Source organism: Flavobacteriales bacterium, from assembly GCA_026129465.1.
GTDB lineage: Bacteria > Bacteroidota > Bacteroidia > Flavobacteriales_F > PHOS-HE28 > PHOS-HE28.
Window position 1 is genome coordinate 3,222,532 of record JAHCIA010000001.1, and the last position, 24,505, is coordinate 3,247,036.

A 24,505-nucleotide genomic window follows, 5' to 3' on the forward strand; every position below is an offset into this window, starting at 1 on the left:
CACGATGGTGCGCTGGAGTAAGCACGAACTTCGGAGGATCATGCACTTGCTGCGCGTTTTGCCCTGTTTGCTTATGGCATGGACCGTTACCGTTCTGGCACAGCAGGGGCTATTGCCCGCGAGCGACCCTTTCCTGCGCGTGCGGCATCTGCCCGGCATTTCCGACCGCGCATTGTATACCGCCGTTCAGGATGCCGATGGACGCGTGTGGTTCGCCAGTTGGGCCGGGCTGCTCGTTACCAACGGGGTGGACGTGACGCACTACCGCCACGATTCGGAGGATCCATCCACCATCGCAGGCCGCTCCATCACCCACCTTTCGATCGAGGGCGACAGCCTGATGTGGTTGGCCACCGAGAACGGCCCTTGCGCTTTCCTCCTGGGCGAGCGCAGGGCCGTGCGCATCGCAGGTCCTGTTGGCGATGTTTGGCCGCGATGCAACCAGGTGTTCACCGGGGAGGATCACAGACGATGGTTCGCCACCAATGAAGGGCTCTTCAGTCTGAAGGACCTGGACAGCTCGCCTGATCCGCACGGACCGGCCACCTGGGGTGATGTCAGGGCGGTGCATCCCTGGCCGGGTGATCCGGAACGTCTCCTGGTGGTGGCAGCGGATGCGGTGTACACCTACACTCCCGGTACCGGGGAGTGGCTTCCCCTGCCGCATCCTGTTCCCGGCACTCCCTATAGCGCCGGACATTCCATCGTTCATGACGGCTCGCTGTGGCTCTCGCACTGGGGTCTCGGTGTGGTGCGCTATGATCTGCTGAACGGTGGCGGTGGGCCGATCACCTATGTCCGCCCCGATGGCTATCCCGCCTCCTTCACCGCACACTTCTGCGCACGGGATACACACAGCCTGTGGGTGAGCACACTGGATGCCGGTATGATGGTGCTGGACACGCGCGAAAGCCGCTTCTTCGCGCGGCATCCGCTGGAAGGCAGTGCGCGCGAACAGCTTGGCATGGCCGTCCGCGTTCCTCTGGCCCTTCGTGACGGTACCACGTTGCTGTGTACCGACCTGGGGGCCTACCAACTCTCGCGGCCCCGGCACCGGAGTGTGTTCCATGGGTTCCCGGACGACGGTGTGGTGGAGGTGTCGCCCATCTGGGTATCGGCATTGGTTGAGGATGATCGTGATGGTGGTCTGTACGTGGGAACCTACGACGGCCCTGGCCTGCTGCGAATGGACCGCAATGGCACATGGCGGATGATCGACTTGCCACGCGAACCAACTGGCCGCAGCCCCCGCATCGACCGGTTGCTGATGACCCGCGAGGGCACCTTGTGGATTGCCGGCCGGCATGGTGTTTACCGCATGGAGCGGACATCCCGTGCCATTGTTCGGGTGAACGTGCTGGACGGTTTCCGTGTTCGTGCGCTCTTTGAGGATAGCGATGGCCTGATCTGGGCGGGCAGCACTGACGCGGGCGTACTCCGGCTCGATGCCGGAGGAAGGCTCATTGCCCATCACCGCCGTGCGCCGGACGACCCAGGCTCGCTCATCAGCGACCTGGACATCCGCGGCCTCGCGGAGGATACGCTTGGCCGCATCTGGGTGGGCACGCTCAGGGGCCTCAGCGTGCTGGATCCCGCCACCGGGTCGTGCTTCAACTTTGGTCACGACCCCTTGGGTCGCAACGGTTTCACCGAGCCCCGCATCCGCGGCATAGTGCGCGACAGCCGAGGCGGTATGTGGCTCTCGTGCGCGATGGCGGGCGTGCGAAGCGTAGCGGTGGATGCCGATGGCGGATTCGCACAACACCTGCCGGGGCTCGGTGGAGCATCGGCCCTCGAGGCCACGCAGGACCTTGTGATCGACACACAGGACCGTATCTGGGCCGTGGACTTCGGCATCGGCATGCTGGATACGCGCAGTGGCGAGACCCGGCGCTTCACCCAGCACGACGGCATCGCCACGCTGCAGTCACTCGATGCCGCCCTGCTCGTCACACGCGACGGCCGCCTGATGATCGGCGTGGAGGGTGAACCCGGGATCCAGGTCTTCGATACGCGCGAACTGCTCGCACCCGGTGCACCACCACCGATCGAATGGACCCACATCCTCGGTGCCAATGGTCCATTGACGTTAGAAGCATCTTCCACCGGCGGCCAGGGGATCCGTCTGCCGTGGGCCGAACAGCCATTGCGTATCGGCTTCGCGGCGATCGACATGAGCTTCCCGATGGACCATCGTTACCACTACCGCGTGCCGGAGCTGGACACGGCTTGGAGCGACCTCGGAGTGGAGCGTTCGTTGATCTTCGCTGCCCTGCCACCTGGTGCGCATACGCTGCAGGTGCGCTCCTCGCTGAACGGCCGCATGATGGGCAACGTGCGATCACTGGCGATCACCATCCAGGCCCCGTGGTATCGCACGCCGCTCTTCCAGATCACCGCCACGCTGCTTCTCCTGCTCGCGGCCGTGCTGCTGGTGCGTGCGCGGATAGGGACCATTCGCCGCAAGGCCGCCATCCAGCGCCGCCTGGCCGAGGTGGAGATGCAGGCGCTGCGTGCGCAGATGAACCCGCACTTCCTCTTCAACAGCCTCAACTCCATCAAGTACTACGCCCTCACCAAGGATCCCCGCAGCACGGCGGCCTACCTCGGCACCTTCGCCCAGCTCATCCGCACCATCCTGCGCAACAGCCGCAGCCCGTTGGTACCGCTGCGCGATGAACTGGAGGCCCTTCGCCTTTACGTGGAGATCGAGGCGCTGCGCCTGGAGGACAAGTTCGGCTGGCGCTTCGACGTGGACCCCGCGCTGGACCCCGATGCCATCATGGTGCCACCCATGCTGCTTCAACCCTACGTGGAGAACGCCATCTGGCACGGCCTGATGAACAAGGAGGGGCATGGTGAGCTGCGTGTCACCGTGACGGGTGAAGGTGAGCATGTGCGTTGTGAGATCGAGGACGATGGCATCGGGCGCGCGAAAGCCGAGGAGTTGAAGCAGGGGCAGGGGGCGCGCGAGCGTTCTTTCGGCATGCGCATCACCGCCGAACGCATGGAGCTGGCCGCGAAGGCCCTGGGACTCGGCGTCACTGCCCGCGTGGAGGACCTGCGCCACGCCGATGGCGCCGCCGCAGGAACCCGTATCACCGTGCACATCCCCATTACCTTGGAAACCGGCACACCATGATCCACCGCGCCATCATCGTGGACGACGAGAAGCACAGCCGCGAAACGCTGCGCCTCGAGCTGGAGCACCACTGTCCGGATCTGAAGGTGGTGGCGCATTGCACCAACGGCCCGGAGGCCATCGCCGCCGTGCGGGAGTATGATCCCGATCTCGTCTTCCTCGATGTGCAAATGCCGCGGATGGACGGATTCCAGGTCCTGGAGAAGCTCGGGTCGCTGCGCGCGCAGGTCATTTTCGTCACCGCATTCGACGCCTTCGCCATCCGCGCATTCCGCTTCAGTGCCGCCGACTACCTGCTGAAACCCGTGCAGCCCGCCGAACTGAAGGAGGCCGTGGACAAGGCCCTGGCCCGCCTGGGTGCCGAGCCGCGCGGCCAGCATGTGAAGCTGCTCCTGCACAACGTTGGGCCGGAAGGTGCGCGTGCCCCGCGCATCGCCGTACCCACGCGCGACGGTGTGGAGTTCATCGGCACCACCGACATCGTGCGCTGCGAGGCCGACAGCAACTACACCCGCATCCTTCTCTGTGGTGGCCGTAAAATGCTCCTCTCGCGCACCCTGCGTGAATTGGACGAACTGCTGGTGCCATTGGGCTTCTTCCGCAGCCACCAGAGTCATCTGATCAATCCCGCGCACCTGAGCAAGTACGTGCGCACCGACGGCGGCTATCTGGTGATGGACGATGGAAGCACCGTCCCTCTCGCAAAAAGCAGGCGCGAGGAATTCCAGAAGGTGTTCCAGGTCTGATCGTCCGCTCGATCGCAACGCCCGATCACGCGATCGGCCCCGATCGGGGCGAGGCACCCGGATAGCTTCACTGGAGCATGTCTCCCCGCGCGCTTCCGATCCCCTGCAAGGCGCTGCCCCTGCTGTTGGCGCTGGTGCTGCCGCGCACCGGAAGAGCACAGGATATCGGCACCGTGGGGCAGTTGCAACCGGTGCGCTTCAACGCGGGCGTGCGTGCCCAACTCGGCTTCTACACGGTTCAGGGCATCGACCCGAGACGCACCCCCTTCTACTGGACCATCAGTGGCACGCCCACCATGAGCGTGCAAGGGGTGCAGCTTCCCTTTCTGGTGATCATGAGCGACCAGCACCGCGAGTTCCAGCAGCCCTTCAACCAGTTCGGGTTGAGTCCACACTACAAATGGGTGAAGCTTCACCTTGGTTACCGCGACGTGCACTTTTCGCGCTTCACGCTCGCCGGTCATCGTGCCTTGATGGCGGGTGTGGAGTTGGATCCGGGCAGGTTCCGTTTCGGCTTCGTTTATGGCCGCTTCCGCAAGGCGGTGCGCGAGGATACCACCGCCACCTACGACCCGGCGGCCTTCCTCAGTGCCGTACCGATACCCTCTTTCCGGCGAAGTGCCTACGCCGTGAAGGTGGGGATCGGGCGGGATGGCCACTTCGTTGACGTGGTGATGCTGCGCGGGAAGGATGACGCGCGCTCGATCCCCGATCCCGTGTCCACCGGCCTGGCGCCTGCGGAGAACCTGGTGATCGGCCTGGCTTCCAAACTGAGGCTGAGTGAGCGGCTTACCTGGGAAGTGGACGCGGCCACCAGCGCCTGGACACGCGACACGCGCGCCCCCGTGGCGGATGTGGACCCGGCTGTGACCACCACGCTGGGTGGTCTGTTCACCTCGCGCACCAGCAGCGCCGCACTGCTCGCGCTGGAGACCGCGTTGGGCCTGCGTCGGCCTCGGGCGCGGTATAAGTTGTCCTACCGCCTTGTGGATCCCGATTACCAGAGCATGGGCGCCTACTTCTTCCAGAACGACGTGCAGCAGGTGACCGGCACGGCCGTGAGCGCATTCTTGAAGAACAAGTTGAACATGAACTTGACGGCAGGCTGGCAGCAGAACAATGTGAAGCGGCAGCGCACCAGCACGGCACGGCGCATCATCGGCAATGTGGGGCTGAACTACGCGAGCGGTAATGCTTTCGGCATGCTGGTGAACTTCAGCAACTTCGGCATCACGCAGCAGCCGCAGCGGGCCACCGTTCAGGATACCGCCCTGCTGCGGCAAGTGAGCCGGAACATCCTGGTGCAGCCGCGGCTGCACTACGCCCGAGCCACCGGCACGCACACCGTGCATCTCACCGCGAACCATTTCGCGCTGAACGACCTCACCGTGGGCGTCACCAACAGTGCGCAGCTGACCGGCACCCACCTGGAGTTGAATTATACGCGCGGTTGGAAGCAATGGGCTGCCTCACTCGGTGGCGGGCCCATCCACCGCGGCACGGAAAGTTTCGTGGGGCGCACCTCCAGTGCAGGGTTCCAGATCAACGGCGGGCGGCAATGGCTGAAGGAAAAGCTGGGTACCCGGCTGCGCAACATCACACTGTGGAACACCCTGCCTGATGGCACATCCGGCAACACCTGGCAATTGGGCCTCGACGCCAACTACGCCGCATCCGAGCGCTTCAGTTTCTCCCTTCAGCTGTTGCATCAGGTGAACCGGTCGCGTGATCCGTCGATCCCCTCCTTTACCGAGGACACCGGCCTGCTGGGCCTCGAGATACGCTTCTGAGCCATGTGCAAGCACCATATCTATCCCATTGCGGCCACCAGGTCGCTCCGTTGGTTGCCACTCCTGTTCGCCGCCCTGGTGAACGGACAGAACGAAGTGATCGTAACGCCGATCATCAACCCACCTTTCAGTCCTTTCCTGTACAACTACCAGAACCAGTTGTTGGTAAGCCTCACCAACACCTCCGACCAGGTGCTGAGTTTGAAGTTGGTGGGATCCATCGAGGGCGACAACGGCTACAGCGTGCGTACCAACCCCAGCTACATGCCGCCGCAGCCGATCGTGCTCGGCATCTTCGAAACACGCCTGATACAGGCCGGCAGTTCGTCGCTCACCTTCTTTGATCCCGGCAACGTGACGGTGGTGGCGCCTGCCAGTATCCAGAGCATGGTGCAACAGACCGGCTTGATGCCCGAAGGCAATTACACGCTGTGTGTGCGCGCCGTGGACTACCAGACGGGCATCCCATTCAGCGATGAGGCCCCGGCGGGCTGTCTCTTCTTCACCATCACCCAAGCCCAGCCGCCCATGATCACCTGGCCATTCTGCGGCGACTCCATCACCACGCCCTGGCCCACCTTCACTTGGAGCCCGCCCATCGGCATGCTCGCTGGGGCCGACATCCGCTACGACCTCACCTTGATCGAACTGCTGCCCGGACAGAACGCCGTGGAGGCCATGTGGCAGGCGCTCGACTACAACGCCAACAACCCGATCGTGCGGCCTGGCCTGTTGGTGCCCAGTTATCCCTGGCAACCCTACGACCCCATCCTGAAGCAGGATACCTGGTACGCGGTGGCGGTGGTGGCCCAGGACCTGAACAACGCGGTGCTGATCCAGAACCAGGGCCGCAGCGAGGTGTGCGTGTTCATGTTGCATGAAGGGGTGACCCCGCCACCGGTCCAACAGCCAAGTGCCGTGACCAACATGGTGCAGACCATGACACCCCTGCACAACGCACGCCTGCGTGGCCGACTGTTGTACCGTTTCAAGGAGGATGGCATGACCACGCTTGCGCCGCTTGGCGCCCCTGCGACCATCGCTGTATCGTCCATCATCCAAGGATGGGGCGTTGCGGGAGGAACTACCCAGCCAGGGGGGCAGCAGGTGCAGATGGCGCCACTTTTCGGCGGTGGGTCCGGATCCGCGAGCCCGGGGGGAAGCGCATGGGCGCAGATGACCGACCCATACGCCGCACCGGTGGGTGCCCTGCCACCCGCGCCGTCATTCCCCACGGAGAAGTTCCGCGATCCCCATCCGGTGCCGGTGGACGGCGCGTTGCCGCTGAAGAACATGCAGGTGCGATTGGTGGAGCGCGTGGTGCTGGAGAACATCACGATCACGCATGGCAACAACACCATTGGCCAGCATGGGAAGGTCATTCTAGGCTTGGATGACCCCGAGGGCCTCTTCCTCGATCCCAGCAAGGAGGACATCGCCCACGGTGGGCGCGTGCTCAGTGTGTTCACCACCGGCGCGAATGGGGAGTTCACTGTGGATTATCACCAGCTGAATCCCACGGCGCACCAGGCCGCCAATGTCACCGTGGCAGAGCCGTACATCCACCACTTCAACGACAATTTCCAGCCTGTTTGGAGCGATATCCCCACGGTGCATGCGGGCTTGGCCTACCGCGTGCTGATGCTCGAGGTGGTCTCGCCCTACTACTGCAGCCCGGACCTGGAGATCATGGCCCAGCCGGGCGACGACCTGCAACTGCCCGAGCAGGCGGTGTACGTGCGATCCTATTCGCTGCGTGCAGAGGTGCGTAGCGACGCCGCGAAGAACCAGGCCATGCCCGACATGCCGCTGCCCAACGTGCGGGTGAAGGTGCTGCGCAAGACCTCGCACACCCCCGAAGGCATACCGAAGAATGAAGGACAGAGCATCGAAGGGACCTTCCCGCTGCCACCACATGGTGCGGTACCGCTGGTGGCCCAGACGATCACAGCATCGGATGGCGGCTGCGTGGTGAAGAACCTCGTACGGCATATGCCGGACACGCCTGACGAGTACCTCGTGGTGGCGCACACCGATGACGCCGCAGGGTCGATCAATTACTCCACCAAGGTGAAGACCTGGAACACCGGCAAGGCCGCAGGTGATCCCACAGTGGAGGGGGGCTGGGACATGGATGTGGGTGCCTTCGCACCGACGACGATGCGGAACAGCGCCTTCCAAGTGAAACAGTACACGATCGGCTTCACGTTGCACCCGCGTGCACCGCGTGTCATCGGCCGCGTGTTCGCCTCCGCCACCGAGGTGATCCACGGCGCGAAGGTGGTCCTGCGGTTGAAATACCAGGTGGATCCCAGTGGTTCCTATACCTGTTGGTTCTGTCCAACCGACAACGATCAGCCCACACACACCGAAACGCGCACCGCATGGACCGATGCCAGTGGCTACTTCCACTTCGACCTCATCCCCGTGCTCACGGACCAGGCCGGCCTGTTCCGCGGGCCCGAGGCTACCCTTTTCGTGCATCATCCCGGCTTCGCGGTGGCCGTACGCCCGCAGAGCGGCGGCAAGCCATTGCTCTTCGGCGAGCAATGGGACCACACGGGCGGCATTTTCCTGAAGCCCTTCGGCAAGATCGCGGGCACGGTGGTGGACGAGAGCGGCAAACCCGTGAAGAGCGATGTGAAGGGCGGCGACGGGCCGACCGCGCGCACGGAGACCACGATCACGTACGGTGGCGGACCACCGGGCCAGGGAGGCGGCTGGCAGATGGTGCAGATGAACACCGTGGAGCGCTTCGAGGCACCATGCCCCTCGGGCAACAACATCCCGATCCTCATTGAACCGCTTTCGGACAAGTACTTCCCTGCGACCTATGCGAAGAGCGTATCGGCGCAAGTGGGCCAGACGCAGGAGCTTGGTGTGTTCACGGTGAAGGAGAAGCTGCACCGGCTGCTGGTGAAGGTGCGCGATGACCATGGAACAGCGGTCGCCGGCGCCTTGGTGAAGCTCGATGCGCATCAGGCCAACACCCCGGCCAGCGGTGAGGTGTTCTTCCGCTTCGCGAGCAAGGACAATGAGTTCCGCTTGAAGGTGAGGGCTTCCGGCCAGTGGGTGCCTGTGGACACGCTGATCGTGAACGAGGTTTCCGCCGAGGACCAGGTGTTGACGATCCACCTGAAACCTGGTGCGAAGCTGGCCGGCCACGTGATCGAGAAGGGCACCACCGCCTTCGTGCCCCATGCACGCGTGTGGGTGGAACTGGGCAACGACCAATACGGTCCCATCCTGCACGAGACCATGGCGGACGAGATCGGGGAGTACGTGCTGGACGGGGTGCCCTTGAAGACCATGATCGTGCATGCCGCGAAGCAGGAAGAAGGCGTCACCTGGCTCGCTGAGGCGAAACAGGTACAGCATATGCCCGCACCAGCGCAGGGTGGGCAGCCATTCTTCCCGCACACCAAGCTGGAGCTGCAGCGTATCGCTGGGATCGACATCAGCACGCTGCTCGGGTTCAAGGTGGAGTTGGAACAGTACCAGAAGCACAACGACGGCACGGCCACCATCGGCGGGGCTTTCATCGATCTGCCGGCGAACGCCAACTTCAAGCTGGAGGATGCTGGTACCCGTATGCCGTTCAGTGGCGTGAAGGTGAAACCCGGCGCACCCAACGCGCAAGGCGTACCCAAGGCGGAGCCCGTCGTCAATTCCTTCCTGACCGATGCGACACATGTGGCGGTGAAACTCCATGGTGGCCATGACATGACCCTGGAAGGCCCGCCCTCCTTGTTCGGGCTCGGGCGTGTGGCGGCCCATGCCGAGCCGGACGGTGGAGCCATACGTGGGCAGGTGAGCACCGAGCTCTCCACCTTCAAGTTCACCTATGACTTCAACGGCCGCTTCTACCTCGGTGAAGGACCCGATCAGCCTGTGATCACCGTCTTCCGCAGCGGAACCGGATCGGCCAAGCGCAACTACCATCTGATGGATATGGGCTATCCGCAGGGCGGTGGCGGAGGATGGCAGATCGCGATCCCTTCGCCCAAGGACATCGCTTTCGATCTGCGTGGTTTCCCTGCACATGCCGACCGCGTGAAGAGCTATGTCGCAACGGACACCTTCAGCCTTCGCACCATCCTGCGCATCGAAGGCATCCCGGCTATGGTGCCGGGCACGCTGGACATCGATGTAGGCGATGTGAAGGTGATGCATGAGGACATCATGGGCATCCAAGGCGGCGGGCAGCAACTGTCCTTCCAGATCGGCCAGTGGAAGGTGGAGTCCACGACGCCCTGGGGTTTCGACAAGGACCTGGGCTGCATCACCGTGCCCGGCGCCAGGCTCATCACGCACCGCGCCACCGCCGAGGTGAGTGGCGTGTTGCTCTGGCCCGATGACATCGACCTGGACGCGAAGAAGATCGGCGAAGTGCGCCTGGGCGATGCCGTGCCATTGAAGGCCAGCGATGGCACACCTTGGGCCTTCGGCTACAGCCAGGGTGAGCAGGCCTGGGTGCTGGGCAAGGCGGGATACGCCGGGCAGAGCATGTTCCACTTCACGGGCGTGCCCAAACTCTCGCCCGCCCGTGTAGACCTTTCCGCGTTCAGGCTGCTGAGCAACGGCAGCGAGAAGGTCACCGTGCTGGAAAGCGATCACCGCTTCGAGGACATCGTGGACTTCCGCGTGCAGAGTCTCGACCCCGGCGTGGACAACGTGCAGCTGTTGGGAAGGCCCGCGTTGGAGGTCCCGAATTTCCCCAACGCCACCGGGCGCATCAAGCTCACCAGGCAGGGCAACCAGATCAAGAGCGAACTGTTGCCCTTCGTCGCCACAGTGCCCACGCACGGCAAGGTGGACTTCGACTTCCTCACGGACCTCGCGGTGAGCAAGGGCAAGTTCGTCAGCAACGGCAGGCTGCTGGTCTGGGATGAAGGGAAGGAGACCTACATCGAATTGATCGGCCTGCTCACGCACACCAAGAGCGGCACACGCATCGACGTGATCAAGACCAACGGGCAGCAGGCGCCGGGCACCATCGAGCAGGAGGTGGCCCTGGCGGGGAATGAACGGTTGCTGGTGCGTGATGGGCAGCAGAAGGTGTCCGCAGGCCAATGGGATGAGCTGTGGTTCGATGCCAACATGAAGAACTTCAAGGCCATCGATGCCGCGCAGCCGCCCATGCGCTTCGTGGTGAAGGGCGCCGTGAGCCTGGACAAAGGCGCGATCAAGATGGACCAGATCTCCACACCCTTCGGCGACATGGCCATCGGCTACGACTTCAAGAAGAGCATGCTGCTGGGCAGTCTCACCATGAAGCACTTTCCCTCACCGCCGCTCACGGTGCATCAGGCCACGCTCGGGCTGGTGGCCGGCGGAGGCGGTTTCATGGTGCATTGCGGTGACGCCGACGTGATGATCGATATCCTGCCGCCACTGATCAATACGTTGCAACCGGGCTTCATCATCGGTGCGCACACCGCCGTGCCGCCTGATGTGGTGGCCAACGTGATGGCCAAGGCGCGCAACAAGAGCCTGCCGCCGCAACTGGCCGCCAACCGCGTGAACGGTCTCTTCGTCACAGCCAAGAAGCCGGTCCTGGAAGTGTCGTTGCCCGGCATCGACCTCGGCGTGGTAAGCGCCGGTGGTCACCTGAAGACGGGCATCGACGCGCGCTACTGGCTGGATCTGGAACAGGGACTTCATGTGGGTGGATTGGCCTACTTCGACTTCAAGTACGCCGTGGACGCCGCGGTCTGCGAATTGTGCCTAGCGCTGTTGATGGAGCTCTCGCTGAGCGCCGCTGTGCAACCTGGACCCGTGTTCAATGCTACGGGCTGTGGTGTGGCCTCCGTGAGCGGAAGCCTTTGCGGTGTGAGCGTGAGTGAGAGCGTGGGTGTGAAAGCGGAGCTGTCCTCTTCTGGCGGCCTCCATGTGGGTCTGGGTTCCGGCGGCTCCTGTTCCCATCAGAATGTTCCTTCATGCCATTGAACCATGCGCCACTCGAGCATCCCCTTCCTCGCGCTCGCGCTCACCGCGCATGCGCAGCCCCGTGGCTCCGTTGCGGTGGATCCCAGGCCCCAAGCGGTGCTGGTTGCCCACAACGAACCCACACCAGAGATCCTCTGGTTCCTGCCCGGGGGCAGTGCGACGGCCGCCTTCCGGGTGTTCCAGCGCAGGCAGTACATCGGCCAGGAAGAGGTGCGCGCCTGCCGTACACTCTTTCATCAGCGAGGCGATTCGCTCTTCGTGCTGATGATCGACACGTTGCCCCTGCCCGAGGGCGTGTACGAGTACAGGCTGCTGCCCATCGATGACGCGGGCCGCGAAGGCGCATCCTCGCATTGGGTCACGGTGTCCACATTGGACATGGAGCGCCGGCCATATCCGCACAGCATCGTGGCGCGTGGCGACCGGCAGGAGCGCGCGATACGGCTCGCATGGCGCGTGGCCCGGCCCCAACGTGCGCGCTCGGTGCGCATCCTGCGCGCCGACACCTATGATGGCCCTTACACCCTGCTGGCCGAGCGTGGGCCGTTGGACACCGTGCTGCTGGACCCTGTGCATCGCGTGAAGGAGCACCTGTTCTACCGCGTGCAGGTGATCGACGTCTTCGGACCAGGGGCGATCAGCGTTCCGGTGCTAGCCCTGAGCGATGCCGAACCCCTGTGCCTGCCGCCGGTGTTGCTGAGCGTGAAACCCGGACTGGACGGTGTGACCCTCACGTGGGAGCCACAGGGCGACGATATCATGGGCTACGTGGTGCAGCGCACGGCCGCTGGCGAGGATCGTTGGCGCGATGTCTCCGGACTCCTTTTCCGCGATACGATCACCACCTGGTCGGATACTTCGGTGCCTGCGGACCGCCTGCATGTGTGGCGGGTGGTCGCCATAGGTCTGGGCGAGAAGCGCAGTGGGCCGAGTGACTTCATCTTCGCCACCCGTGCTTCACACACAGCGCCACCGCCTCCAGAAGATGTGGTGGCGCGAAGGCAGGATCGCGCACAGGTACTGATCAGCTGGCGGCCACCGCTGGTCAGCGATGCGATCATCGCGGGTTATCATGTAGAGCGCACCAAGTCCGGTGATGACCGTTTCACGCCGATCACCGCGAAACCAGTGGAACCAGGAGAGGGCCGTTTCGTGGACACCACGGCGTCTCCCGCATCCGCATGGGATTATCGTGTGCGAAGTGTCTCGCCATCGACGATCACGGGTGGCCCATCGAGGATCGCACGGGTGGCCGCGGAGGCGACCACTTCGGCGCCACGCCTGTTGCTGGCCGAGCGTACGGCGAAGGGCGTGGCGTTGCGGTGGCCGTCCATGCAGCGCGATGTGAAGGCGCTGCGTGTGTATCGCGGTGACGGTCTCAGCGAACCGAAGCGTCTGCGAGAACTGCCTCCCGACGCACAGGGCTGGCTCGATGACAAGCCGGTGAAGGGAGTCACGCAGTTCTATTTCGTACGCGCCGTGCTCGTTGATGGAAGTGAGGGAGAGTTGAGCCTTCCGGTGGCGTTGCGGTGGTAAGGATGCCCGTCGTCCGAAGCCCAGCGCCGATCGCCCCCCCCCATGCGTTTCGTCGATCACCTGCCCGGCCAGCCCCTAGCCCAGTCTACATTCACGCCCAAGCAGAGCACGGATGAAGCCCCCGCGCACTTCCATGTCCTTGGTCACCTGTCTGTTGTCGATGGGTATGGCGGCCCAGATCTTCGTGGAGCCCATGGGTCCGGTCGCGGCTTGTGGCGATCTCAACCTGCCGGTGACTTTCAGTACAACGGATGTGTTCAACCCCGGCAATGTCTTCACCGTGGAATTGTCGGACTCCACAGGCTCCTTCGCATTGCCCACGGTGATCGGCAGTGCAGTGGGAACAGGTGCTGGCAGCATCTCCTGCACCTTCCCTGCGGGGATCGGTGGTGGCGGCTGGGCGATCCGTGTGACCGCTTCGGATCCGGCGCAGATCGGAGATGCCTATGCGCTGCCCATCACCACAGTGGTGCCGCCCAATGCGGGTCTGAGTAGCGCGGTGACAGTTTGTTCGAACAGCGGTCCGGTCCAGCTCCTGAACCTGTTGGCTGGCTCTCCGGACGTGGGCGGCACTTGGTCGGGACCACTTGGTCCGATGAACGGAACCTTCGATCCGGCTGCTGACCCAGCGGGACCGTACCAGTACGTGGTGGACGCGACTCCGCCGTGTCTCCTCGAAACAGCCATACTTAGCGTGGCCGTTGTGCTTGCACCAAACGCTGGCACGAGTAATAGCATCACTGTTTGCAGCAGCGATCCGCCGTTCATCTTGCTCAACCTGCTTGATGGGTCGCCTCAGGTGGGTGGCTCGTGGACTTCACTAGCGGGTAATCCCAGCCCGAACTTCTTCTTACCCGGAACGGATATGCCGGGTTGCTATACGTACACGGTGCCTGGCATGGCGCCTTGTGCGAATGATGCTGCCACACTTTGCATTATGGTCACGGATGCGATCGATCCAGGTGAGGACTTTACCATCACGCAATGCGGCGGTCCACCTATCGACATGCAGGCAGGGCTGCTTCCCGGAGGCACATGGACCTACCTGGGCGTGGAGCACAGCAACCTCTTCACACCGGGTGTGGACCCACCTGGGTCTTACGTATACACCATGCCCCCAACGCCTTCCTGTTCAGGTGCGAGTGTCACCGCCACCATGTTGGTGTACATGCCTCCCAACGCCGGTGGCAACGCTACGGTGAACTGGTGCGCCAGCTTCGGTGCGCTGGATCTCTTCGCGCAACTGGGCGGCAACCCCGACCCCGGGGGCGCTTGGACGGACGACAGCGGCACGGGCGCGCTCAGCGGGGACATGTTCGATCCTGCAGGCGTGCCGAGCGGCACCTACACCTTCACGTATACCGTGATGGTCAACGGCGTCTGCCTGCCTGGGCAAGCCACGGTCACTGTGGTGAACACGGCCGTGTGCATGGTGCCACCACAGACGAACGACCCCGTGGAGTGATCACACCTTCGCCAGGGCCTGTTCCAGGTCGGCGATGAGCAGGTCCGGGTCTTCAAGTCCCACGTAGAGCCGCACCATGGTGAAGGGCAGGTCCGTGTAGTAGCCGCTGGGTCCTTGCAATGCGCACACCGGCCATTGCAGGCTCTCGTAGCCGCCCCAACTCACGGCGATCAGGAAGGTCTTCAGGTGGTCGCAGAAGCGCTCCACGGCGGCCACGTCCTGTGCGTCGAGCTCGATGCTCATCAGGCCGGACACGCGCTTCATCTGCTTCTTCGCCAGCGCATGCTGCGGATGGCTTTCCAGGCCGGGCCAATGCACGCGCTTCACCTTGGGGTGCGCCTTCAGGAAGCGGGCCACCTTTTCCGCGTTGTCCGCGCTGCGTTCCATGCGCAGGGGCAGGGTGCGGAGCCCCCGCATCAGCAGCCACGCATCATGGGGTGATGGCGCGGCGCCGAGCGTCATGAACTCCTTGGCCATCACCTGCCGGATGTGCGCATGGCTGCCGGCCAGCACGCCCGCCACCACATCGCTGTGGCCATTGAGGTACTTGGTGGCGCTGTGGGCCACGAGGTCCGCGCCCAAGGCGATGGGCTGCTGGAAGAGTGGGCTGTTGTAGCTGTTTTCGCAGAGCGAAATGATGCCATGCTCCTTGGCGATGGCGCATACCGCGGCGATGTCCTGCAACTCGAAGGTGAGCGAGTTGGGACTCTCCAGGATGAAGAAGGTGGTGTTGGGTCGGACCGCTTTCCGGTAGTTCTCCGGATCGGTGCCATCCACGAAGGTGTGCTCCACGCCGAAGCGGGGCAGCAGTTCCATCAACAGCTTCTTCGTCCAGCTGTAGGGCTTTTGCACGCACACGATGTGGTCGCCGGCCTTGGTGAAGCTCATCACCGCCGCTGCGATGGCCGCGCTTCCGCTGCTGAAGACCAGGGCATCCTCCGCACCTTCCAAAGCCGCCACCTTCTTCCGCAGCATGGCCACGGTGGGGTTGAAGCCACGTGTGTACAGCGGCCGGTCGAACTCCTGCTGCACCACGGCGCGCATGGCGGCCACGGTGGGGTAAGTGAAGTTGCCGCTCTGCACGATGGGTGGCACTACGGCATCGAAACCGCGCTCGCGCTCTTCGCCGAGGTGGGTGAGGATGAAGGAGAGGTCTTCGGACATGGAAAGGTCCACCGCAGAGGTGCGGAGAGCGCAAAGGAACGCAGAGGGAATGTGTGCAGCGAAGAGCTTAGGGCTCCCGCACCCAGAACACGAAGCCGTTCTTCCGATACAATTCGGTGAAGGTGCCCAGCGCTTCCACTTCCTCCACAGCGGTGATCTTGCAGCTCAGGTACACCGGCCGGTCGATGGGGCCGTGGAAGAGTATCTCCTGCTGCGGGCGTGGCTCGGCGATGCGGCCGTAGAACTCGGGCACGTAGCTTTTGTAGTTCTTCGTGGTCAACCAGCACCGCTCGCCGGCCTTGCTTTGGAAGAACTCCACCGCCGCGCGTTGCGAATAGGCCTCTATCCGGTTGATGAAGAAGAAGAGCGTGGTGGTGACGAACAGCGCGCCACCACCAAAGACCACCAGGACGGCTTCGCGGTAGCGAGCACGGCCATGCAGGAAATGCCCTGCGAGCAGAGCCGCCAGAAGCAGCGCACCGGCCATGGCTTCCAGTCCGGTCCAGCGCACATCGGCTTCCAGATTGGCCTGCGCGAAGGGATCCTGCGCGAAGAGCGGCTTCAACGCTTCGATCTTCATCCCCGCGAAAGGCAATGCGATCACCATGATCGCGATGAGGGTGCCCAGCCCACCCAGCAGGAAACGGCTCCAACCGAATGCTTCGCGTTTCTTCCAGATGCGCTCCAATTGGATGGCCGCCAGGTAGGTGAGCGGGAAGTAGCACAGGCTGCTGTAGTGGACGATCTTGGTCTTGACGATACTGAAGAGGATGAGTACCACCCAGAAGAGGATCACCATCCAGCGGCGGTGGTCGTTCGCAGCGGGATCGTTGCCGCGCGTGGGCCCGCCTGCCGGACGGGCAGGTTTGAGCAGTTCCTGGACGGCGAAGACCGAGGCCGGGAAACAGCCCAGCAACAGCACTACGACGTGATAGCCGAAGAAGCCGCCATGGCCCGCATCCTCGGTGGTGAGCATGGCCACCTGCCGTTGGAAAAAGGCCACCATGAACTCGGGGCCATGGCGCAGCAGGTCCACCATGCCCCAGGTCGCGATCGCCAGCAGGGTGGCCAACGCGATGATGCCGATGCGTCGCCAGCGCAGGTAGGGCCTGAAACGTCCCCACATCCAGTACAGTCCCATGACCAGCCCGGGGATGAGTACGCCCACAGGCCCCTTGGTGAGCACGGCCAGCCCCAGGAAGATGCCCGCCAGCCAGGCGTACCTGTCGGTGCGGGCATTGAGGGTGCCCGGAGCGCGTGAAGGATCCCGCTGCACCAGCGTGATGATGGCTTGCAGCCCCAGAAAGATGAAGAGGTTGAACCACGGATCGATGATGCCGCTGCGGAAATAGAGGTGGGGCAGGATGGACCCCACATAGGCCAGCGCCCACAGCATGCCGAAGAGCCGGCCGCGCACCTGCTCGCCGATGCGCATCAGCAGCCAGAGTGTCACCAGCCCGCAAAAGGCATTGGGCAGCCGCGCCGCGAACTCGCCCACGCCGAAGACCTTCATGGCGAGGGCCTGCATCCACATGAACAACGGCGGCTTCTCGTGGAAGGCTTCGAGCCCGATCCTGGGTCGGAGCCAGTCGCCCGTCACCAGCATCTCCCGGGCGATCTCCGCGAAGTTGATCTCGTCCCAGTCGAACAGATGCACCGCGCCCAGGCCGGGTAGGAAGAGCAGGGCCGATGCGGCCAGGAAGATCCACTGGAGGCGTGGGGCGGTCATCGTTGTGCGGGCGTTCCGGACAACGAAGAACGGACAAGCCGCGACTACTTCCGCGCCCCGAGGATGCCCCACTTCAGAAGACCCATGCGCGCCAGAAAGTAGCGGCCGCTCACGCGCAGCACGCCCAGACCGTAGGTGACACTGCGGCTGAAGTTGATGCTGCTGGCCTCCTCGAAGTACTTGGTGGGGCAGGTGATCTCGGCGATCTCGTGGCCCTGCCAGCAGATCTGCGCCACGATCTCGTTGTCGAAGACGAAGTCGTCCGAAAGCTTGTTGTATTCCACGCCGCGCAGCACTTCACCGCTGTAGGCCCGGTAGCCGGTGTGGTATTCGCTCAGCTTCTGGCCCATGAGTATGTTCTGCGTGAGCGTGAGCAGCCGGTTGGCGATGTACTTGTACATGGGCATGCCGCCCTTGAGTGCGCCCTTGCCCAGGATCCGTGATCCGAAGACCACCGGGTACACATCATTGCCGATGAGCGCGATCATGCTCACCAGCAGCTTGGGGGTGTACTGGTAGTCCGGGTGCAGCATCACGATGATGTCGCCGCCCAGTTCCAGCGCCTTGTCGTAGCAGCTCTTCTGGTTGCCCCCGTAGCCGCGGTTCACCCGGTGCTCCACGATGTGGCGGATGCCCAGTTCGCGGGCCACGGCCACCGTGTCGTCGGGGCTCTTGTCGTCCACCAGCACCACTTCGTCCACCAGGTCGAAGGGGATCTCGTCATAGGTCTGTTTCAATGTGCGGGCGGCCCGGTAGGCGGGCAGCACCACGATCACCTTCCTGCCTTGGTACATGGTGTTCTTCGGCTTGCGGTGGCGTTCTACGCAGGAGCGCCTTCCGGGTTCGATCGTGGGCGAAGATCGGCCTTGCCGGGCGATGCTCAACCTTCCGCCTTTTCGCCGGCGTTCACCAGATAGATGGCCGCGAGCACCAGCGCCGCCATACCGGCCATGCCCCAGGTGAAGCCTTCGCCATCGGCCATGCCCCAGCCCACGGCCACCAAGGGCATCAGGTAGGTCACCGACGAGGCCCACAGGGCGGTGGTCATCTTCAGCAGGCGATTCCAAAGCACCAGGGCCAGGGCGGAACTCATCACCGCCAGCACCACCACGTGCCCGAAGGCGAAAAGCCCCTGCGGGTGTTCCCGCAGCACTTCCGGGAGCCCGCTGTTCAGCGCGAGCACGATGGACAGCGGACCCACCCAGGTGAGCGCCAGTACGGAGATCGCCATGGGCGGCAGGCCATAGAGGTGGTGCTTCACGATGTTGCCGCTGAAGCCGTAGCACACGGCTCCTAGAATGGGCAGCAGTGCATAGATCGACCAAGCGGGCAGGCCGTCGCTTTCCTTCAGCAGGATCAGTCCGGTGGCACCGGCCAGGCCGAGCAGGATGCCCACAAGGTGCACGCTTCGCATCCGGGTACCGAAGAAGGCCGCGCCAGCGAGCAGGGTCATCAGCGGCGTCAGGCCATTCAGCATGCCACTGAGCGAGCTGTCGATGCGCGTCTGTCCCGTGGCGAAGAGCACCGCCGGGATGCCATTGCCCAGCAGGCCCGAACCCAGCAGGGGCAGCCAGTGCTTTCGAAGCAGATGCGCATGGCGGAAAAGGGCGGGAGCGAGGCAGAGCCAGGCGATGGACAGGCGTCCTGTGGCCAGTTGCCAGGGGTTCAGCACAGGTTCTCCCTCGATGTAGAGGCCACGCTTGATGAGGATGAAGGAACTGCCCCAGATCACGGCCAGCACCAGCATCAGCGCCCAGGGGGTCAACGCGGGTCGGTCGCTGCGCATGGGGGCGGAAGGGTGGCCGGACGGAACGGCCGCGAAGGTATCCCGGGGATGCGCCCTTTGCAGGACGATGCTCCCCTGCGCGACAAGCCCGATCTTGCGCCGTCCATCGCGGAGGGCACCGGTCCATGCAACGCCTCTTCCTTTCCAACCTGCTGTTGTTGCTGGTGCTGAACCTGCTGGTGAAGCCCTTCTACATCCTGGGCATCGATGCCGGGGTGCAGCAGGCCGTGGGCAGCGCGTCCTACGGCGGTTACGCGGCCTTGCTCAGTCTGAGCTTCCTGCTGAACATCGTTTTGGATCTGGGCATCACCAACTACAACACGCGCAACATCGCCCAGCACGGCCAGCTCATGGCCAAGTACCTCGGTGGCATGGCCGGCGTGCGCGCGCTGCTCATGGTGTTCTATGCCCTGCTCACCGTGGGGGCGGCCTGGCTGCTGGGCTATCGCGATGCGGCCCTGGGCATGTTGGGCTGGCTGGTGTTGAACCAGGCGCTGGCCGCGAGCATCCTCTACTTGCGCAGCAACATCGCCGGGGCCCAGCGATTCCGGCAGGATGCCCTGCTGAGCGTGCTGGACCGCCTGTTGCTCATCGGTCTTGTGGGCTGGCTGCTCTGGGGCCGCGCCTCGGGCACCCCCTTCCGCATCGAATGGTTCGTCTACGCTCAGACCGCGGCATACGGGGCCACGTTGATCGCCGCGCTGTTGCTCACGCTTCGGCTCAGTGGCCGGGTGCGGCCCAGGTGGCGACCCGCATTCGGCTGGATGGTGGTGCGGCAGAGCCTGCCTTATGCCCTGCTCATTCTGCTGATGACCTTCTACTACCGCACGGACATGCTCATGCTGGAGCGCATGCTGCCCGATGGCGACACCGAGGCGGGCATCTACGCGCAGGGATTCCGCTTTTTCGAGGCCTTCAACATGCTGGGCTTCCTGGTGGCCGGCCTGCTGCTGCCCATGTTCAGCCGCATGCTGAAGGAGGGAGAGGACGTGGCGCCGCTGGCCATGCTCGCCTTCCGGCTGGTGCTGGCAGGAGCATTGGCCGTGGCGGTCTTCGCCTGGCCGCATGCCCGCGAGGTGATGGATCTGCGCTATGCCGAGCATACCGAACGCAGCGCACCGGCCTTCGCCCTGCTCATGGCCTGCTTCGTGGCGGTTTGTGTGAGCTACGTTTTCGGCACGCTGCTCACCGCACGCGGCGATCTGGGACTGCTGAACCGCATGGCCGCGGCGGGCGCCGTGTTGAACATCGGCCTCAATGCGTTGCTCATCCCGCGCTGGCAGGCCGAAGGCGCGGCATGGGCCAGCCTCCTCACGCAGGGAGCCACCGCCGTGGTGCAGGTGGTGCTCGCCGTGCGGGCCTTCCGCATGCAGGCACCCTGGGGCGTGATCCTCCGTGCGATGTTCTATGCGGCCGGGCTCCTGGCGATGGTCCTCGTGGCGCGCCACCTGGGTCTTGCCCTGGGCTGGTCCTTCGCCATTCATGTGCCCATGGCCGTCGCACTCGCTTTCCTCGTCCGCTGCGTGCGCATGGCCGATCTGCGCATGGCGTTCACCATGGCCCCGGCGCGTGGTGGACAACGCATCCGCTGAGACGATCTTCCGGCGATCGGGCGTGGTCTATTTTAGCGCCCACCACGCCCCATGGGCATCGTCTTCCACATCGGCCGCTACTTCCTGCTGATCCGCGACACGTTTTCGCGGCCGGAGCGCATGCGCCTTTATTGGAAGCGAACCCTGGAGGAGATGGACCTGCTCGGTGTGAAGAGTCTGGGCATCGTGGCGTTGTTGTCTGTCTTCATGGGCGCGGTGATCACGATCCAGACCAGTTCCAACATCGATGCGGCCTGGATCCCCAGCTACGTGGTGGGCTTCACCGCCCGCCAGAGCACCATCCTGGAGTTCAGCCCCACGATCATCTCCCTGATCCTGGCGGGCAAGGTGGGTTCCAACATCGCCGCGGAGATCGGCTCCATGCGTGTGAAGGAGCAGATCGACGCGCTGGACATCATGGGTGTGAACTCGGCGGGCTACCTCATCCTGCCCAAGATCGTGGCCTCCATGCTCATGAACCCCTTCCTGGTGATGATCAGCATGTTCCTGAGCATCTTCGGCGGCTGGCTCGCGGGGGTGGGCACGGGCATCGTCAGTTCGGTGGACTACATCCAGGGCATCCAGTGGGATTTCGATCCCTACACCGTCACCTACGCCCTGATCAAGACGGTGGTCTTCGCCTTCATCATCGCCACGGTGGCGGCCTACCAGGGCTACTACACCAGGGGTGGCACGCGCGAGGTGGGCATCAGCAGCACGCGGGCGGTGGTCTACAGCAATGTGGTGATCCTGATCGCCAACTACGCCCTCACCCAGATGTTGCTGATATGATCCAGGTGGAGGGCCTCAGCAAAAGGTTCGGCGAGCTCCAGGTGCTCACGGACATCAACGCCAACTTCGCCAAGGGCCAGGTGAATCAGGTGATCGGCAAGAGCGGGTCGGGCAAGAGTGTGCTGGCCAAGTGCATCGTGGGCCTGCACAGACCCGAGGAGGGCCGTGTGCTCTATGAAGGCCGGTCCTTCCACGAGATGGACGAGAAGGAGAAGCGCGGCATCCGCCAGGAGATCGGGATGCTCTTCCAGGGCTCGGCGCTCTTCGACAGCATGACCGTGCTGGAGAACGTGATGTTCCCGCTGAGCATGTTCGGTGAAATGCCGCGCAGCGAGATGGCCGACCGGGCCCACGATTGCCTCAAACGGGTGAACATCATCGACAAGGATGGGCTGTTCCCCGCCCAGATCAGCGGTGGCATGCAGAAGCGCGTCGGCATCGCCCGCGCCATCGCCATGAACCCCAAGTACCTCTTCTGCGACGAGCCCAACAGCGGCCTCGATCCACAGACGAGCATCCTCATCGACGACCTGATCAAGGAGATCACCGAGGAATACGACATGACCACCATCGTCATCACCCACGACATGAACTCGGTGATGGAGACGGGCGAGAACATCATCTTCATCCACCAGGGCCGCAAGTGGTGGGAGGGCGATCGCCAGGCGCTGCTGAACAGCGACAATCCCGAACTGAATGAGTTCGTATTCGCCGGCTCGCTCATGCGGCAGGTGAAGCAGGCGATGGAGAGGGGGTGAGCGGAAGTCGAGTGGTTGGAGGTTGGCAGGTCGATGGTCGTTCCCAATGGACGTCCATTGACGAAATGGTCCTGACGAACCCCCAACCTGCGCAAGTTCAACTCGTCAACCTCCACGAACAAGAACCCCCGCGCCGCCGAGTGGCGGACGCGGGGGGTCCAAGCAGGACCTGATCCGCCGATCAGTGCAGCGTGATGCGCTGCGTGGCGGTGGCGCTGAGCGTGGAAACGCGCACCAGGTAAACACCGCTCGCGTGGCCCGCGAGATCGATGATGCCGCTGCCCGCGATACGCTCGGTCCGCACCAGGCGGCCCGTGGGGTCAAGCACCTCCACCAGGTGGTTCTCCGTGCCATCCGAGCGGAAGTTCAGGATGCCATTCGTGGGGTTGGGGAACAGGCTCACGCCCAGGGTGGCGTCCAACTCGGCCACGGAGATCGTGGGGTCGGTGACGAGGCGGATGGCCGCCGCGTTGCCGTTGGTGTAGACCTGGTCGTTGGGGATGTAGATGAGGCTGGACAGCGCAGGTTGCGTGGCGGTGAGATCGTTCAGGATGCGCACATCGCTGACGTTGCCGTTGCTGTACATCTCCACGCCGGCGTAGTAGGGGCCGGGTTGCAGAAGCACGGGGAAGTCGAAGGCCAGTGTGAGGATGCCGTTGGTCACATCCCCCGCAGTGAGGTCGTAGCCAACGGTCTCATCGATGGGCGAGGTCACCTGGTCGTTGAGGATGTTGTCCTCGTGGTGCAGCGTGCCATAAAGCAGCGCCCCCGGCACGCTGGTGGTGGTGATCGCCACTTCCAGGCCGGTCACGTACATCGGGGTTCGCACATCGTAATAGGCGAACATCATGAAGCCATCACTGCCATCGGTAAAGCTGTTGGTGCCAAGAGAACCGACCGACTCATAGCCTGGCGGGTGGTTGCCCAGCCCATCCAGCGAGAAGCGCAGCGGGTTCACCTCCATGGTCCGGATGTAGACGTTGTTGGCGAAGTTCACACCGCTCTGTTCCTGATCGCTGGTCACGGTGAATACCGCGGAGTAGAGGCCGGGTGCAAGGGTGGGGATGTTCACCGACTGGTCCATGAGTGCGGTCTGGCCCGAGGCCATCGTACCGGCATTCACGTTGGCACTGGCCACCACGTTGCTCTGCGGATCCAGCAGTTGCATGTTCACGGTCACGCCGGTCTGTTGGGCATAGCCGAAGTTCATGTACTCGCCGCCCACCTGCAGCGTGGTGCCGAGCTGGTTGGCGGGGATGCGGCCGTATTGTTCGCCGGTGGCCACCTGGCTCACTAAGGCGCTGTTCATCACCACATCGTTCTCGGGCTGTTCCACGATGGCCACGTCATCCACGAACCAGGCATAGCCCCACACACCGGTCCAATGGAAGCGCACCCACACCTGGGATTGCCCGCCGGCGGCCTGCGAGATGTTGATGCGCACCTTGGTGGGGTTGTTCACGGGCGCCTGGACTTCCATGCCGGGCCACACGTGGAAAACGTTGGGCATGCCGCTGATATCGGTCTGCGGGGTGAGGGCCGGCCAATCCGTGTTGTTGGTGCTGATCACCACGTAGCACTCCTCGTTGGTCCACTTGCGGTAGAATGACTCGAACTCGAGCACCACGTACGGATAGCCCGAGAGATCGATCGGTGCCGCCGTGGTCATGTGGCTGCTTTCGGCGATGCCAGAGTTGTTGTTGAAGGCATCGGAATCGATCATTGCGCAGCCGTTGTCGTAGGTCGTGCTCTGTATGGTGGCGATGGGATAATCGCCTGTGCATTGCAGACCCACACCGATCTGCCATGGCACAGGCGGCGTGTTGGGGAAATTGCCGGTGACCCAGGTGCTGGGATCGGAGAGATCGTCGGACCACAGGGCGCCGCCTCCGCCACCGCGTTCCGCGGGTGCTTCGGGGATGCCGCGGTCAAGCGAGGGGGCCACCCGGTTCTGGATGGGAATGTGCGGGCCATTCAGGGCTTTGGATTGCGCCAGCACGGTACCGCCAGCGAAAAGGATCGCCAGGATCGAAGCGTATGATCTTTTCATCGGTGC

General features: G+C 63.7%; 14 protein-coding genes. 9 read left to right on the forward strand and 5 right to left on the reverse strand.

Annotated elements, in window-relative coordinates; all coding sequences use genetic code 11:
• The first annotated feature begins 40 nt into the window (after window positions 1-40).
• The 6 genes from KIT10_13630 to KIT10_13655 all read left to right on the forward strand — a co-directional run bounded on the left by KIT10_13630 (window position 41) and on the right by KIT10_13655 (window position 14,628).
• Window positions 41-3,142 carry a histidine kinase gene (locus KIT10_13630; protein ID MCW5900302.1) on the forward strand — a complete coding sequence of 1,034 codons (3,102 nt, stop codon included), beginning with the start codon at window positions 41-43 and terminating at the stop codon, window positions 3,140-3,142.
• Window positions 3,139-3,888 carry a response regulator gene (locus KIT10_13635; GenBank protein MCW5900303.1) on the forward strand — a complete coding sequence of 250 codons (750 nt, stop codon included), beginning with the start codon at window positions 3,139-3,141 and terminating at the stop codon, window positions 3,886-3,888. The genes KIT10_13630 and KIT10_13635 overlap by 4 nt, the downstream gene beginning before the upstream one ends.
• Window positions 3,889-3,965: 77 nt before the next feature.
• Window positions 3,966-5,678, forward strand: a complete 1,713-nt coding sequence (locus KIT10_13640) for a hypothetical protein (GenBank protein MCW5900304.1) — start codon at window positions 3,966-3,968, stop codon at window positions 5,676-5,678.
• Between the two features lie 3 nt (window positions 5,679-5,681).
• Entirely contained in the window at window positions 5,682-11,627 is a 5,946-nt protein-coding gene (locus KIT10_13645) for a hypothetical protein (GenBank protein ID MCW5900305.1), read from the forward strand.
• A 3-nt stretch (window positions 11,628-11,630) separates the two neighbouring features.
• Window positions 11,631-13,163, forward strand: a complete 1,533-nt coding sequence (locus KIT10_13650; protein MCW5900306.1) for a fibronectin type III domain-containing protein — start codon at window positions 11,631-11,633, stop codon at window positions 13,161-13,163.
• 193 nt (window positions 13,164-13,356) lie between these two features.
• Complete coding sequence (locus tag KIT10_13655) at window positions 13,357-14,628, forward strand: hypothetical protein (protein ID MCW5900307.1); 1,272 nt, start codon at window positions 13,357-13,359, stop codon at window positions 14,626-14,628.
• On the opposite strand, the gene KIT10_13660 is transcribed toward KIT10_13655, so the two are convergent.
• From KIT10_13660 to KIT10_13675, 4 genes are all read right to left on the reverse strand, one after another.
• Window positions 14,629-15,792 carry an aminotransferase class I/II-fold pyridoxal phosphate-dependent enzyme gene (locus KIT10_13660; GenBank protein MCW5900308.1) on the reverse strand — a complete coding sequence of 388 codons (1,164 nt, stop codon included), beginning with the start codon at window positions 15,790-15,792 and terminating at the stop codon, window positions 14,629-14,631.
• A 67-nt stretch (window positions 15,793-15,859) separates the two neighbouring features.
• Window positions 15,860-17,521, reverse strand: coding sequence for a glycosyltransferase family 39 protein (locus KIT10_13665; GenBank protein ID MCW5900309.1), 1,662 nt, complete (start codon window positions 17,519-17,521; stop codon window positions 15,860-15,862).
• A 44-nt stretch (window positions 17,522-17,565) separates the two neighbouring features.
• On the reverse strand, window positions 17,566-18,315 hold the full coding sequence (locus KIT10_13670) for a glycosyltransferase family 2 protein (protein ID MCW5900310.1): 750 nt from the start codon (window positions 18,313-18,315) through the stop codon (window positions 17,566-17,568).
• Window positions 18,316-18,401: 86 nt separating this feature from the next.
• A complete protein-coding gene (locus KIT10_13675) occupies window positions 18,402-19,307 on the reverse strand; it encodes a DMT family transporter (GenBank protein ID MCW5900311.1) in 906 nt (301 codons plus the stop codon).
• Between the two features lie 125 nt (window positions 19,308-19,432).
• On the opposite strand from KIT10_13675, the gene KIT10_13680 reads away from it, so the two are divergent.
• Genes KIT10_13680 through KIT10_13690 form a run of 3 tightly spaced genes read left to right on the forward strand, consistent with a single transcriptional unit; the run spans window position 19,433 to window position 22,449 of the window.
• The gene (locus KIT10_13680) at window positions 19,433-20,899 is read left to right on the forward strand and encodes a polysaccharide biosynthesis C-terminal domain-containing protein (protein MCW5900312.1); all 1,467 of its coding nucleotides are present in this window, start codon (window positions 19,433-19,435) and stop codon (window positions 20,897-20,899) included.
• Window positions 20,900-20,950: 51 nt separating this feature from the next.
• On the forward strand, window positions 20,951-21,691 hold the full coding sequence (locus tag KIT10_13685; protein MCW5900313.1) for an ABC transporter permease: 741 nt from the start codon (window positions 20,951-20,953) through the stop codon (window positions 21,689-21,691).
• Complete coding sequence (locus tag KIT10_13690) at window positions 21,688-22,449, forward strand: ATP-binding cassette domain-containing protein (protein MCW5900314.1); 762 nt, start codon at window positions 21,688-21,690, stop codon at window positions 22,447-22,449. Before KIT10_13685 ends, KIT10_13690 begins: the two co-directional genes overlap by 4 nt.
• Window positions 22,450-22,630: 181 nt before the next feature.
• On the opposite strand, the gene KIT10_13695 is transcribed toward KIT10_13690, so the two are convergent.
• Entirely contained in the window at window positions 22,631-24,499 is a 1,869-nt protein-coding gene (locus KIT10_13695; GenBank protein ID MCW5900315.1) for a T9SS type A sorting domain-containing protein, read from the reverse strand.
• Window positions 24,500-24,505: the final 6 nt, after the last annotated feature.

What these genes read in the sequence shown, in the direction of transcription:
- KIT10_13645 (MCW5900305.1), top strand. Translation starts at nt 5,682, where the DNA reads ATGTGCAAGCACCATATCTATCCCATTGCGGCCACCAGGTCGCTCCGT.
- KIT10_13680 (MCW5900312.1), top strand. Translation starts at nt 19,433, where the DNA reads ATGCAACGCCTCTTCCTTTCCAACCTGCTGTTGTTGCTGGTGCTGAAC.
- KIT10_13640 (MCW5900304.1), top strand. Translation starts at nt 3,966, where the DNA reads ATGTCTCCCCGCGCGCTTCCGATCCCCTGCAAGGCGCTGCCCCTGCTG.
- KIT10_13665 (MCW5900309.1), bottom strand. Translation starts at nt 17,521, where the DNA reads ATGACCGCCCCACGCCTCCAGTGGATCTTCCTGGCCGCATCGGCCCTG.
- KIT10_13630 (MCW5900302.1), top strand. Translation starts at nt 41, where the DNA reads ATGCACTTGCTGCGCGTTTTGCCCTGTTTGCTTATGGCATGGACCGTT.
- KIT10_13685 (MCW5900313.1), top strand. Translation starts at nt 20,951, where the DNA reads ATGGGCATCGTCTTCCACATCGGCCGCTACTTCCTGCTGATCCGCGAC.
- KIT10_13635 (MCW5900303.1), top strand. Translation starts at nt 3,139, where the DNA reads ATGATCCACCGCGCCATCATCGTGGACGACGAGAAGCACAGCCGCGAA.
- KIT10_13670 (MCW5900310.1), bottom strand. Translation starts at nt 18,315, where the DNA reads ATGTACCAAGGCAGGAAGGTGATCGTGGTGCTGCCCGCCTACCGGGCC.
- KIT10_13660 (MCW5900308.1), bottom strand. Translation starts at nt 15,792, where the DNA reads ATGTCCGAAGACCTCTCCTTCATCCTCACCCACCTCGGCGAAGAGCGC.
- KIT10_13675 (MCW5900311.1), bottom strand. Translation starts at nt 19,307, where the DNA reads ATGCGCAGCGACCGACCCGCGTTGACCCCCTGGGCGCTGATGCTGGTG.
- KIT10_13690 (MCW5900314.1), top strand. Translation starts at nt 21,688, where the DNA reads ATGATCCAGGTGGAGGGCCTCAGCAAAAGGTTCGGCGAGCTCCAGGTG.
- KIT10_13650 (MCW5900306.1), top strand. Translation starts at nt 11,631, where the DNA reads ATGCGCCACTCGAGCATCCCCTTCCTCGCGCTCGCGCTCACCGCGCAT.
- KIT10_13695 (MCW5900315.1), bottom strand. Translation starts at nt 24,499, where the DNA reads ATGAAAAGATCATACGCTTCGATCCTGGCGATCCTTTTCGCTGGCGGT.
- KIT10_13655 (MCW5900307.1), top strand. Translation starts at nt 13,357, where the DNA reads ATGGGTCCGGTCGCGGCTTGTGGCGATCTCAACCTGCCGGTGACTTTC.